We start from the raw sequence: 12,563 nt of genomic DNA on the forward strand, positions 1-12,563 counted from the left end.
CTTGAGGTTGCAAACACTGAGCGTGACCGATCGGAGGCACGGTAGGTTACACGCCGTCCCCTGATCGACGTGGAGCGGCATGCGGATCTTCTCGGTTTTGACTCGCGGCAACGTCTCGAAACGCGTCCGAGTGGTCTCGCTGGTAGCGGTCATCTTCGGTGCGGTGTCCACCGCGATGCTGTCGCTGTTCCTGGAAGACCTGCTCCCGAAGACGGACCCGAACGCGCGGGTGGTGCTGATGCGCGTTGCCGTCCTGATCGTCGCGTTGATCGTGGTCGGCTTCGCGGTGTGGCTGCGCTACGGGGTTCGCCAGACCTCGGGGACGCTGTTCAGCGTGCAGGTCCTCGACGAGGGGATGCGGGACCGCACGCAGGAGCAAGGCGGCAATTCCCGTGCCATCGCGGCGAAGCGGCACATGTCGATACGCGTGGTGCACAGGTGGATCGACTTCGACACCAACACCGTCGATGGGGTCATCGACCTGCAAGAGCAGTGCCATGAGGTCGGCGCGCAGCTGCAGAACCTCGTCAGCACGACACACGATGACGGTAGGCATTCCGTCGCACCCGTCATGCTGTGGCCCATCGCGATGGCAGTTGGCGGCTACCTCCCGGCGCGCACGCACGATTTCCGGCTCGTGGAACTCCCTACCCGGACAGGTAAATCGGCCGAGGAGTTCAACCTGGAGTACGTGGCGGAGGCGGACGTTCCGACGCTGACCGCGCATGCCGAGACCGTCGAAGGTGCGCTGGGTGAGCGCATCGGGGTGCACATCGGGTTGACGAAGACAGCGCAACTCGTCCACCACCGCAGGTTCGAGCGTTTCCGCGAGTTCGGGGTCCGGACCTTGTACACCATCGGCGAATCCGAAGATGTGTTGACGGGCGAGGACGAACCGCACCTGAACGGGGCGGACCTGGAGCGGTGCGCTCGGCTGGTCGCCGGCCAGTTGGCCGGGATCAAAAGACAACACCCGGATACCGAACTGGTCGTGATCGCTCAGATGCCGAAGACCGTCGCTTTCGCGGTGGGCTGGCAGTTGGTGCAGTACAGGTGTGCCTTCTACCGACACACCTACCTGATGCACTTCGACCAGCCGACCGACGCGTTCATCCCCATGCGGGTTCGTCCCGCGCAGCCATCGACCGCTATTCGTTCGGAGTGACCAGGATGTTGGTGGAGGCGCCGACCACGATGTTGACGTTCGGCTTCCCGCCTGGTGTCCGCGTGGCGGGCCGCCAGTCCGGCGCCTTGGCAGCGTGCCTGCGGAAGGCCGTCATGAGCAGGGTGCCGAATCCGCTGCCTCCGGAGGTCAGCGGACACGGCGCGGATAACCGCCCGCACCTCGCCTACCTGCCGCTGCTCGATGCCGGGCATCCGGAGGCACGCGCCGAGGTGCTCGGTGTCGGCCTGCTGTTCCCCGCTGAGCGTTCGGATCTTGTCGACGAGGTCACCGCAGCGCTCGGGGACTTTTTCGAACTCCACCTGGCGGGTGTTCGCCTTCCGCTGCGGCGCGGCGAAGGCAGCGGACGGCTGAACCCGCAGTGGTGGACGAGGCCGTCCAGGTGTTGGGCGACGGTGACTCCGATGGTGCTCGACAGGTTCTCGGGGACCGGCAAGGAAGAGTCGGAAATCCGACGCGCATGCGTGCACAAGGGACTGCCTGATCCGGCGGTGGTGACGGTCTCCCGCGATCCGTTGGTCTCCGGAGGCGCGCACCTGGGCCGCAGTGACCTGGCGCGCCGGGAGCGGACGCCACGGCCATTCACCCATGCGAGGTTGGAGTTCCCAGGCCCGGTGGAGGGACCGGTCCTGCTTGGCGCCCAGCGCTATCTGGGTATGGGGCTTTGCGTTCCGGCGCAGTGATCTGAGACCGGGCAGGACCCGCCGAGCAAGCGCTCAGCAGCTGCGCCCGCACAACAGCTGGGTTTGTTGGCCAAAACGGGGAGGGGTCCCGGATCGAGGCGGGATACTCAGCTGGCGATTCGCTTTTCGTTGGCGGCGACCTGCAAGAGGAGGACGTTCGTGCTCGGTGTCGCTTATACCCCGCCCGGCCGACGCCGGGTTGGTTCTCCCGTTCCGTCAGACGGGGGCTCTCGCACGGCGTCCACCACTGCCCGGCGCGGGTGGATTTGGTGCCTGGTGGGCGTGGCTGTTTCGCTGGTGTTGACCGGGTGTGGCTCGTCGTCGACCAGCGTGTCGGAACTGTTCCGGGAGTACATGGAGTCGACTGACGTCGAGGGGGACGTGTTCCGCGGGGCGACGAGCGAGGATCGGCTTGCCCAGTTCGCCGCCGAGGGCCCCCCGAGCCAGGTCATAGCCGAGATGTTGGCCGCCTACTCGTGCGGTGACGACCTCGAAGAAGCCAAGCGCAGTTGTGAGCTGGACGGAGCGGTCAGCAAGGCGGTGGAGGACTTCGCCGGACCCGCTGCGGAGGTCTACGAACGCGACATCCTGGTCAAGCACGGGAGCGGGCAGCTTGAGCTGATGACGTTGTGGGTGGCGCGCAAACCCGACGGCGCCAGCGAGTTGGTCGACTCCCAGGGCAACCGCTACAGCGCGGGCTTGGACGACTTCCGCCAGCACAACGAACTGCTCGGCGCTGATGACCAGATCCTCGCACCGAGCAACATCACCGCTGTTCCGGGCGAAGGCGAGATAGTCGCGGTGTCCGGGCACATGACACCGCGGTGGGTGTGGATCGTCGGCGGGATCGGCATCGTGGTCGTCGTCGGTGGCGCCGCGTTCCTCCTCCTGCGCCTCCGCCGCGATCGCGCCTTCTCCCGATCCCTCGACGACTAGCAGGACCATGCCCGCCACCGACTGGGCGAGCCGACGCGAATCGGTCCTTGGCATCGAGGCGGTCACGCGGGGCTGGACCGGTGGCGATTTCGCGCGAAATCGCCACCTGCTCCTCACCGGAAGCGCCGATTTCGCGCGAAATCGGCGTCACCACCACCCATCCCGGTACGCGCGATCGAGGCAGGCGCTCAGCGGCCGATCGTGCCCGTCGGGTGTCGGCGCTGGTCGGTGACGTGGCGATTGGCGTGCTCAATGGCGCCGTAGCCCAGCGAAGTCACGCATGCCGCGAGCCTGCTCGACTTCACCGCTGCGCAAGTCTGCCGGAGGGATTGGTGTGTTACAGGAGCCAGGTGACGGCTCCCAGCGCCACCGCTACGCCGAGGAGGATCAGTCCGACGACCAGTGTCCAGCGGCGAGGCCGCAGCGGTTCTTCGCCCCATGCATCCGGTCGTTGCTCGAGAGGCGATACGGGCCAAGGGGCTGGCTGCTGGCCTGCTGGCTGACCTCCGTAGCCGTCGGATCCCCATGCGGGACCGGCTGGAAGGTGCTCCGGAGAGGGCACCCAGTCCGCGCGGTGCGGGACTTCCAACCGCTCGGGTTCCGGTTCTGGCGGCGGTTCCGGAGGCGGCACTACCGGCGGAGCAGGTGCTGAGGGAGCAGGCGTCGGCGGAGCAGGTGCTGGAGGAGTCGGAAATGGCGGAGCGGGCGTCGGCGGAGACGCTGCGCGGCGTTGCAGCCGCAGGCCGTAGCCGGTCAGCACCAACCCGATCAGTCCGATCAGGGCCGACAGCACCGAGCCCAGCTTGTCCGCGATCTCCAGCACCCGAACAGATTGCCAGAGCCGCGCCGGGAAATGCCTCCGCTCCTGTCATTCTTGACACGTCGGCCGACCGTGAGGTCAGCGCAGGTGCTCAGACCAGGCGGATTCCCGGCCAGTCGCCGTCGTTGGCCATCCGCGTCGTCACCGCCACGATGCCCTGCTGCATGGCCGCGACCGCGTCCCTGGACTGGTAGTACTCAACGGTGTTGCACACCGCCACGCTGCGCTCGATCACCGGGTTGCGGATTCGCCGCACCCCGAGCGCTCGGTGGTCGTCTTGGTCCGCGACGCTCGACAGCGGCAGGATCGTGCACGCCTCGCCGCTGGCCGCGATGCGGATCATCGCCCCGAGCGAGTCCACGTCCGCGACGATCGACGGCACCAAACCCTGCGCCGCGAAGACGCGGTCGATCAGCGCCCGCAGGTCGCTGCGCCCACCCGGCACCACCAACGGAGTGTTCCGCAGGTGCAGCAACTCGATCTCGTCCTCCTCAGCAGCAGGTGGTTTCGGTTGGCCGATGAGGTACAGGTCCTCCGAGTACAGCAGCGTTTCGGCCGGGCGGGCGGTTTCGTCGTCCCGGTACAGCACGGCCAGGTCGAGGCGGCCGAGGGTGAGCAGTTCCTGGATGTAGCCGCTCATCGACTCGAAGAGTTGGAGGTGGATGCCGGGGTGGTGCGCCTTCGTCCAGGAGAACAGCGCCGGAGCCAACCGCACCGACACGGTGGTCGGCAGGCCGACGGCGACCGGGCCGTGGATGCGGTCGCCGCTGAGCACGTCGCCCGCGATCCGGTCGAACTGCCGCACCAGTTGTTGGGCGTCGCGGTAGAGCGCGAGTCCGGCCTGGGTGGGGGCCACGCCTCGGGGTCCGCGTTCGAGCAGGCGGACCCCGAGTTCGCCCTCCAAGTGCGCGATCCGCTGGCTGAGGGCCGGTTGCGAGACGTAGAGCTGGGCGGCGGCGCGGGTCAGGCTGCCGGAGTCGACGACGGTGATGAAGTCGCGCAGGTGAGCGATGTCCACGTCGCCCCCCTTCCCGAGCGAGAGATCCACCACCTCCGCGAGCTGGGTCCGGCTACAGCGGGCCCAGGCCCGCCGCCCGCAGCAGGCGTCGGGCGCGTTCCACCACGGGCCGGTCAATCATCGCACCGTCCAACGAAACCGCAGCTCCGCCTGCCTGTTCGTCGGCTTCGACCACACGTCGCGCCCACGCGATCTCGTCGTCGCCGGGCCGCATCGCGCGCCGGACGATCGGTAGCTGCGCGGGATGGATGCACAGCTTTCCGCCGAAGCCCCACTCCTTGGCCCGTCGCGAATCGCGGTCGATCGCCTCGGTGTCGTTGATCGACGGTGTGACACCGTCGATCGGTGCGGGCAGCCCGCACGCCGCCGACCACCGCACCAGGTCGCTGCGCGAGGCGTCCAGCGCCGCGTCGGCGGTGACTCCGAGGTCCAGCGCGAGGTCGATGCTGCCGAACATCAGCCTGGCCAGACCGGGGGCGGCGCAGATCTCGCCGAGGTTGACGAACCCGCGTGCCGATTCGATGAGACCCAGCACCGCGCAACCGGTGTCCTCGGCCGTCGCCTCGACATCCGCCGCGCTCTCGGTCTTCGGCAGGACGACCGCAGCCGGGGCGATTTCCCGGCAGAGCGCAACATCGTCGTCGAACTCCTCGGTGCTGCGGGCGTTGATGCGCACCGCGACATTCGGCCCGATCGGCCACGCAGCACGCAGGTTCTCCCGCGCCGCCGCTTTGTCAGCAGCGGGCACGGCGTCTTCCAGGTCGACGATGACGACATCCGCGCCCGCCGCAGCAGCTTTGGCGAACCGCTCCGGGCGGGATCCGGGTACGAACAGCCAAGCGACCGCGGTCCGCATCACGCCACCCCGTCCCGGATCAGGTCGTCCACATCGGACTCCGAGAGACCGAGTTCGGTGAGGATCTTGCGGGTGTGCTCGCCCACGTCCGGGATCGGCTCCATCCGCGGCTGCGGGTTGACCGGCCCCGGCGGGGCCAGCGCGGGTACCGGACCGTTCGGTGTCTGCATCTCGTGCCACCGGCCACGCGCCCCGAGCTGCGGGTGTTCCCACACGTCAGCAAGGGTGTTGACGTGCGCGCAGGCGACCGGGACGGCGGTCAGCAGCGTGGTCGCCGCCTCGCCGGTCAGGGTCGCGAAGCGGTCGGCGATGATCCGCCCCAGTTCCCCGCGGTTGGCGTTGCGGTTGGCGTTCCCGGCGAAGTCGGGGTGGTCGGCGAGTTCGGGTTGACCTAGGAACCGATCGCAGAAAGCGCGCCATTCCCGCTCGTTCTGGACGGCCAGCATGATGACCTTGCCGTCGCCCGCGGTGAACGGTCCGTACGGGTAGATGGTCGCGTGCGCCGCACCGGCTCGGGGCGGTGGCTCGGCGCCGCGATAGGAGTAGTAGAGCGGGAAGCCCATCCACTCGACGGTGGCCTCCAGCATCGAGACGTCGATGTGCGCGCCCTTGCCGGTGTTCGCGCGTTCCAGCAGCGCCGCCAGGATCGAGCTGTAGGCGTACATCCCGGCGGCGATGTCGGAGACCGAGATGCCGACCTTGGCCATCTCGTCCCCGGACCCGGTGACCGACAGCAGGCCCGCCTCGCTCTGCACCATCAGGTCGTACGCCTTCATCGACTCGTACGGGCCGCCCTGGCCGTAGCCGGAGATGTCGCACACCACCAACCCGCGATTGTCGGCCTGCAACTCCTCGGCACCGAGCCCCATGCGGGCCGCCGCGCCAGGCGCGAGGTTCTGGATGAACACGTCCGCCGTGCCGAGCAGTCGGCGCAGGGCTGCCATGCCGCGCGGGTCCTTGACGTCGAGGGTGAGCGATTCCTTGTTGCGATTCACCCAGACGAAGTGCGAGCTCAGTCCTTCGACCCGGGTGTCGTAGTGGCGCGCGAAATCACCGACGCCCGGCCGCTCGACCTTGATCACCCTTGCGCCGAGGTCGGCGAGGTGGCGACTGGCGTAAGGCGCTGCGATGGCCTGTTCGAGCGCCACGACGGTCACGCCGCGAAGCGGTTGCACGTGTTTCTCCTTACCGGGTTGGAGAGTGCGCGATTGGTTTGCGTTGCGGTGCAGGTGGCGGAACCTCAGAGGCTTTCTCGCTGTGGGATCCCTGACATCATGAATGCCATTCACCACAGTTGCGCAGTTGGTGGAAAGCGGCTGACGCCGCTTGCCTGACGGACCACCCACGTCACATCCAATCCCTCAGTACAGGTTCGCGAAGGTGATGAGAGCGAGGGTCACCGTGACCGCACCGCCGATGCGTGTCGCGATCTGGGCGAACGGCATCAAGGCCATCCGCCGGGTGGCGCTGAGGATCGCCACGTCACCGGTGCCGCCCAGGCCGGTGTGGGTGCCCACCACGATCGCGGTGTCGACCGGGAACATGCCGATCCAGCGGCCGACCAGGAACGCGGTGGCCATCATGCTGACCACGGTGGCGATGATGGTGATCACGGTGCCGAGGGTGAAGGCTTCGAGCAGTTGATTCCACGGCGTGGACGACACCCCGATGGCGAACAGCAGCGGGTAGGTCACGGCCGTGGACATGAAGTCGTAGACCAGGCCCGAGTGGTGCTCCAGGCTGCGCGGCAGCCACCGGGTCAGCTTCAGCGCGATGGCGGCCACCAGCATCACGATCGGCGCGGGCCAGCCGAACAGCGCGTTGGTGGCCTCGCCCAGCAGATACAGGGCGATGGCCATGAACCCGGCGGCGGCCAACTGCCGGATGTCGAATCCGCTGCGTTCGCGGTCGGTGAGGTCGAGTTCGTCCTCGCCATCCGGCTGGATCTTGCCGAATCCGGTGGTGCGCGGGAACCGCTGGCCGATCATGCCCAGCACGCTGGAGAACACGATCGCGCAGACGTTGGCGAGCAGCACCACCGGAAGCACCTGGGCCAGCAGCGTTTCCGCCGGGCCCGCCCCGGACTGGGAGTAGCCGAGGGTCAACGGGATGGCGCCTTCGCCGAGGCCGCCGCCCATCACTGGCACGACGATGAAGAACACCGTCCGTCGCAGGTCGCCGGTGATCGCCCAGCCGACCAGCGAGCCGACGACCAGCGCGGCGAGGGAGCCAGCCACCAGCGGCACGAAGATCTTGAGGAAACCCCTGATCAGCACGGTGCGGTTCATGCTCAGGATGGAGCCGACGATGATCCCGGCGATGAACACGTAGAGGAAGTTGGTGGACTTGTAGAACGTCGAGATGTTCTTCGCCAGGTCCGCGGGAATCCACTGCGCGGCGACCAGGAACGCGGGCAGGAAGGTCACCAGGATGACCGGCCCGCCGATCGAGCGGAACCCCGGAATGCGTCGGCCGACCTCGTAGCAGGTGTAGCTGCACACGCCCAGCAGCGCGGCCATCGTCGGGATGTCGGCCGCCAGGTCGTCCTGCCAGGCGAGCACCGCGAGCACGACGACCAGGAGTGCGTAGAACGGCAGCGGGATGACACCGATCCGCAGGGACCAGATCGAGCGGGACTCGGTGCTCGGGGCCGATGCCATCTCACTACCTCCTCGTAGGGATAGCTGGCATCAAACCCCCGCATTCCACCGCGGAGTAGACGTCGATTCGCGATGCGGGTATAAGCCCGGCTTATGGCAGCCGGATACTGCTTCACATCACGCGGGCACGACGTATGGGAAGTTGTTGTCCCTCAGCTGCTCGGACACCGACGGCTTCAGCCCGGAGGGCACAGCCGTGCCTGCGACGAGGGACAGCATTGCTTCGGGTGCGTTGTCGGCCAGCGGCCGACCGTTGAAGGTGGCGAAGCCGTACGTCGCGGGCGTCCCGATCACGAAGGGCAAAACGTCGGGGAAGAGCTTCCGCGCGACGTTCTGGCCATAACCCTGCGGGTCGTCCGAGGTCCGGTTGGCCGCTACGACCCCGGCGACGCGGTCTGCGATGTCCTTGCCGACAGCCTCGAAGTCTTCCGAGGGGTGCCTGGTGTTGGCCGGATTGGAGAAGTCCGTGTCGTCTGGCCAGAAGATCGGCCACATCATCGGGTGCCCGGCACGGTTGATCTGCCGCCAGCCGCCCGCGTCCGTGGCGAGTTTCGTCGCGCACCAGACGCCGACGCGGCGGCCGGATCGCAGCTGTGGATGCTGCTGGGACACCTCCAGCACGATTGATTCCACGGTCGTGCCAGCAAAACTGTTCTGCGCGTTCGCCGGGTGCCATGCCGACAGGTCCACTGCGCTCCCGTTCTTGACCGGTGCGTTGATCATGCCGAGGAGCGACAGGTCGATGTAGAACGGATCGGCGATGCGTCCTGCCCATACCCGGATGCCGTCCGCGCTGGCGGGCTCGCCCGTACGCCCTTCCAGCACGAGTTCGCCGGTTGCGGAGTCCTCGCGGGCCTCGTCGCCGGTGAGGGTGTGCACCTGGAGGACCTGTCTTCCGTCTGAGCCCGGTTCGCCGAAGGACACCCGGCATGTCAGGTCTTCGAAATCGGCCCCGTCGAAGTGCACCTTGAACTCGTAGCGTGCCTCCGGGTGGAAGCCCGGTCGTACCTCGGCCCCGGTGATGGTCGAGTTGACGTCCATGACGAACGCCGTGCTGCGGTTGGCCCGGAAGACGAACAGGTCGTCGATGTACAGCTGGCCGTTCTGACGTGCGAGAGGCGTATCGAGGTGGTGGGACACGAGACTGTCCTTTCGACGATGCGGGCTGCTCAGGTTGCCTGCACTGGCGGTGACCTCGACCCGTATCCGGTCGCAGCGCGAATCCCGCGAACCAGCGCAACGCTCGGCATGGCGATGCTGGAACACGCCGGGCTTCCGGCACAGAGGAGATGGTCCTCCCCTCGTTGTCCGAAAGGACAAGGAAGTCCGCACCTGGTCTCCGGGCGCGGGGCGTTGGTTCATACGGCCGCCGGACGCCAGATAGCCGTGGACGTGAACCGACCACACTGGACGCTAACGAGCGAGAACCGACGTCCGATGATCCCAACGAGCGCGCGATCTGGGGACTCGCTGATGTCGACACCGCCACGTGGTGGGGGCTGATCAACTACCTGCTGCGACGTCGATGTCGGGACGGCCGAAGAGGTTGAAGCACATCACGCCGTCATCAATCGGCGTCCATGGATCGTGTGCGGGCTCCAAACCGAACTGAACCGATTCATGGGATGGTGCGCGATCACCGGATCATCAATTGCTGCGATCACACTTGGCGCGCTGCTCCTCGTTGCCGTGTTGATCTGGCAGAACCGCCGAATCCGCCTCCTCCGGACCAGACGGCAAGGCGCACAAGCCGAACAGGAGAACCGCGGCGCACACCTCGAAGCCCGTGACGCTGTGGCCGAGATCGTCCGAGAAGCCAACGCGCATCCTGCCCGGCCTGGTCCGCGACCGTCCCACCGACGGCACTTGCGGGTCATCAAAGGTGGACTTGTCGTCGCAGTGTTAGCCGCGTTGGCCGAGTTCGCCAGCACGTACCGCGAGCGGCTTGCCTTCTCCCTCGCCGCAGCGAGCGCGGCAACCTTGATCGTCACCGGGCTCTACGTCGTCGGCGCGACCGATGAACGCGAGGTGACCGATCCGCGTCCGCCGCGGCCCCTTCCTGCGGACCCGAGCACGTCCTCAGTTCCGCCGAGCGTCCTAGCGATGCCGCCGCTCGCGCCCAACGAGATCCTCGTGATCGTGCCGCCAGCGCCAGCGGATACATCGCGATCTCCCCACACCGCAGGGCAGTTGACGCCCGACATCGTCACGCAGACGATCACCGCGGCAGCGACCGAGACAAGCCAGGCGGACGCGGAAACCACGACCGCACCGGCACCACCGAGCAACGATTGCGCCAACAATCCGGTCGAGCCGGTCTGCGTGATCGTGCAAGACGTCGGACGCCTTGGCCGCGGTGTTCTCGAACTACTAGGGCCGTAGCTCGGGTAGGTCATTGCACGGGCGCGGTGCTCGGCGTGCGACGGCAGGCGGTGCGCACGAGAACATGTATCGATCATTTGGTGCGCCCCCAGCAGGACTCGAACCTGCGACCTTAAGGATTGGAAGTGCTTACGGCTTCACCGCTGTGCTGACCTGCATAAACGCAGGTGGGTGAGCACCGGAATCGGTCGAATCCTTTGTTCCCTGCATTACCGGCGGAACTTCACTCGTTCGGCCTAGGAGGGCGCCGCATGCCTGCGTTGGACTGGCCAGGCTGATCGAACCAGCGCTCGTGAAAAGCAGCGCGCCCCGTCCCCGATCTTCGGGCACGGGGGCGCGCTGCTCGGCGGTCAGTCGCCGTGGACCTACTTTTTGACCCGGTAGCGCAGGTGCGTGACGCCGGTGCCCTCGACCATCACGACGGGCCCCTCGAACTCCACCGGCGTGGCGTCGAGATCGCCGAACAGCGTCTTCCCGCCGCCCAGCACGACCGGCACCAGCTCGACACCGACCTCGTCGAGCAGACCGGCCTCCAGGCACTGCCGGGCCATCTGCCCGCCGTTGACAACGACGTTCTTTTCCCCGGCCAGCTCCTTCGCCTTTGCCACTGCCGCCTCGATGCCGTCGGTGACGAAGACGAAGTTCTCGTCGTCCGCAGGACGGTCGTCGGGGCGCCGGTGGGTGAGCACGACCGTGGTCACGTTCATCGGGTGGCGTCCGCCCCAGGCCTTCGTCATGTCGTAGAGGTACCGGCCGACGACCAGCGCGCCGGTGTTCTGCCACTCCGGCTTGATCAGCTCCGCGCTCGCCGCGGAGATGCGGAAGGCAGGTACGTCGGGGCTGGCCGACGGGATCTCGACGTCGCCGTTGCCGTACCACTGGAACAGCAGATCGAAGCCGCTTTCTTCGGGTCCGGCGATGTAGCCGTCGAGCGACATCGTCGTGCTGCCGGTGGTGACCTTGCCCATCTCGTCGTCTCCTTCGTTGTCGACTGTGTCGTCAACGCATCGAACGGCGGGCCCTCATTTCGACATCCGGCTTCAGGATTTTTGGGCAAGCAGGGACGAGCACCGTCGCAACGGCTCGCGGATGCAGCTGGATGGCTGAAGCCAAAGGTGGGGACAAAGCGGGGGCTGATCTTTAACCGGCCAACCCCCACTGTTGTGACCAGACATGTGGCGCCCCCAGCAGGACTCGAACCTGCGACCTAAGGATTAGAAGTCCTTTGCTCTATCCAGCTGAGCTATGGGGGCCGTTCGGTCGACAGCTTGCCTGAGCTGCAGCAAGCAGGGTAGCGGTAGGCGCACCTGGGTGTGGGACTGACGCTGCACCGTTGCCGAGCCGGTACCGAACGGCAAGCTGATCGACAACCGGGCTGGTTCCGCTCAGGCTGGCGGCAGCTTGTGCAGAGCTGTGGTGGTGAGCTGGAACAGCTGGTCAGAGGTGTCGGCCGCGGACGCGCCCTGCATCGACAGCATGGTCAGCAGCGAGCGGTCCGAACGGATCGCGGTCGCCGCGGTGCAGGTCTGGTGGGTGTCGACGAGCTCGCAGTACAGCCAGGTCGAATGCCCCTCGACGTCCACGGGCACGCCGCGCGGTTGACGGCTGGCCGCGATCTCGTACGACTCGTAGAACCCAGCCGCCGCGGTGTTCTCCGGGCCGCTGGCCAAGAGGTGGGCGCAGGCACCAGTGATCGGATTGTCCGGATGCGGCGGTCCCACCGGCCCGCCGACCACCGCGAGATCCGCCGGTGTCAACAGGCCGCACGGGTCGAAGCCATCTGGGTTCCGCGGCACCGCGATGCGTGCTGGCGCAGTGGCGGTCGAGCGCGGTTGCGCCGGATTCTCGTGGAATCCCGCTGCCGGGATCGGCTCGCCTGGCACTCGTGCGGCGCAACCGGTCACCGCGCACAACAGCAACATCGGCAGCACGAGTACACAGCGACGGACAGCGATCACGGCGTAACCGTAGCGGGCCACGCGAGCGGCAGACCATGCTCTCGCCCGTCAGCCGGTGTGTCGCCAT

Annotated in this window: 12 protein-coding genes and 1 tRNA gene; 4 read left to right on the top strand and 9 right to left on the bottom strand. The window is 67.2% G+C overall.

Annotated elements, in window-relative coordinates:
• The first annotated feature begins 79 nt into the window (after positions 1–79).
• The 3 genes from MOQ72_RS02050 to MOQ72_RS02060 all read left to right on the top strand — a co-directional run bounded on the left by MOQ72_RS02050 (position 80) and on the right by MOQ72_RS02060 (position 2,802).
• A complete protein-coding gene (locus tag MOQ72_RS02050) occupies positions 80–1,165 on the top strand; it encodes a hypothetical protein (RefSeq protein WP_242180113.1) in 1,086 nt (361 codons plus the stop codon).
• A gap of 5 nt (positions 1,166–1,170) precedes the next feature.
• Positions 1,171–1,866, top strand: coding sequence for a type I-G CRISPR-associated protein Csb2 (gene csb2 / locus MOQ72_RS02055; protein WP_242180371.1), 696 nt, complete (start codon positions 1,171–1,173; stop codon positions 1,864–1,866).
• 282 nt (positions 1,867–2,148) lie between these two features.
• A complete protein-coding gene (locus MOQ72_RS02060; RefSeq protein ID WP_242180115.1) occupies positions 2,149–2,802 on the top strand; it encodes a hypothetical protein in 654 nt (217 codons plus the stop codon).
• Between the two features lie 337 nt (positions 2,803–3,139).
• On the opposite strand, the gene MOQ72_RS02065 is transcribed toward MOQ72_RS02060, so the two are convergent.
• The 6 genes from MOQ72_RS02065 to MOQ72_RS02090 form a co-directional block, all read right to left on the bottom strand.
• A complete protein-coding gene (locus MOQ72_RS02065) occupies positions 3,140–3,625 on the bottom strand; it encodes a hypothetical protein (protein WP_242180376.1) in 486 nt (161 codons plus the stop codon).
• 88 nt (positions 3,626–3,713) lie between these two features.
• A complete protein-coding gene (locus MOQ72_RS02070; protein ID WP_242180117.1) occupies positions 3,714–4,640 on the bottom strand; it encodes a LysR substrate-binding domain-containing protein in 927 nt (308 codons plus the stop codon).
• Positions 4,641–4,692: 52 nt separating this feature from the next.
• On the bottom strand, positions 4,693–5,496 hold the full coding sequence (locus tag MOQ72_RS02075) for an HpcH/HpaI aldolase/citrate lyase family protein (protein WP_242180118.1): 804 nt from the start codon (positions 5,494–5,496) through the stop codon (positions 4,693–4,695).
• Positions 5,496–6,671, bottom strand: a complete 1,176-nt coding sequence (locus tag MOQ72_RS02080; protein WP_242180119.1) for a CaiB/BaiF CoA transferase family protein — start codon at positions 6,669–6,671, stop codon at positions 5,496–5,498. The genes MOQ72_RS02075 and MOQ72_RS02080 overlap by 1 nt, the downstream gene beginning before the upstream one ends.
• Before the next feature lie 186 nt (positions 6,672–6,857).
• Entirely contained in the window at positions 6,858–8,156 is a 1,299-nt protein-coding gene (locus MOQ72_RS02085; protein ID WP_242180121.1) for a 2-hydroxycarboxylate transporter family protein, read from the bottom strand.
• A gap of 117 nt (positions 8,157–8,273) precedes the next feature.
• The gene (locus MOQ72_RS02090; RefSeq protein ID WP_242180123.1) at positions 8,274–9,296 is read right to left on the bottom strand and encodes a DUF4331 family protein; all 1,023 of its coding nucleotides are present in this window, start codon (positions 9,294–9,296) and stop codon (positions 8,274–8,276) included.
• 759 nt (positions 9,297–10,055) lie between these two features.
• Here MOQ72_RS02090 and MOQ72_RS02095 point away from each other — a divergent pair.
• On the top strand, positions 10,056–10,538 hold the full coding sequence (locus tag MOQ72_RS02095) for a RodZ family helix-turn-helix domain-containing protein (RefSeq protein WP_242180124.1): 483 nt from the start codon (positions 10,056–10,058) through the stop codon (positions 10,536–10,538).
• A gap of 365 nt (positions 10,539–10,903) precedes the next feature.
• On the opposite strand, the gene MOQ72_RS02100 is transcribed toward MOQ72_RS02095, so the two are convergent.
• From MOQ72_RS02100 to MOQ72_RS02110, 3 genes are all read right to left on the bottom strand, one after another.
• Entirely contained in the window at positions 10,904–11,506 is a 603-nt protein-coding gene (locus tag MOQ72_RS02100; RefSeq protein WP_242180126.1) for a dihydrofolate reductase family protein, read from the bottom strand.
• Between the two features lie 208 nt (positions 11,507–11,714).
• A tRNA-Arg gene (locus MOQ72_RS02105) sits at positions 11,715–11,791 on the bottom strand.
• A 132-nt stretch (positions 11,792–11,923) separates the two neighbouring features.
• Positions 11,924–12,496 carry a DUF3558 family protein gene (locus MOQ72_RS02110; protein ID WP_242180128.1) on the bottom strand — a complete coding sequence of 191 codons (573 nt, stop codon included), beginning with the start codon at positions 12,494–12,496 and terminating at the stop codon, positions 11,924–11,926.
• Positions 12,497–12,563 lie beyond the last annotated feature (67 nt).

The organism is Saccharopolyspora soli, from assembly GCF_022678645.1.
Taxonomy (GTDB): domain Bacteria; phylum Actinomycetota; class Actinomycetes; order Mycobacteriales; family Pseudonocardiaceae; genus Saccharopolyspora; species Saccharopolyspora soli.

Excerpts from the sequence above, each read along its gene's own strand:
- MOQ72_RS02050 (WP_242180113.1), top strand. The coding sequence starts at position 80 with ATGCGGATCTTCTCGGTTTTGACTCGCGGCAACGTCTCGAAACGCGTC.
- csb2 (WP_242180371.1), top strand. The coding sequence starts at position 1,171 with ATGTTGGTGGAGGCGCCGACCACGATGTTGACGTTCGGCTTCCCGCCT.
- MOQ72_RS02075 (WP_242180118.1), bottom strand. The coding sequence starts at position 5,496 with ATGCGGACCGCGGTCGCTTGGCTGTTCGTACCCGGATCCCGCCCGGAG.
- MOQ72_RS02085 (WP_242180121.1), bottom strand. The coding sequence starts at position 8,156 with ATGGCATCGGCCCCGAGCACCGAGTCCCGCTCGATCTGGTCCCTGCGG.
- MOQ72_RS02100 (WP_242180126.1), bottom strand. The coding sequence starts at position 11,506 with ATGGGCAAGGTCACCACCGGCAGCACGACGATGTCGCTCGACGGCTAC.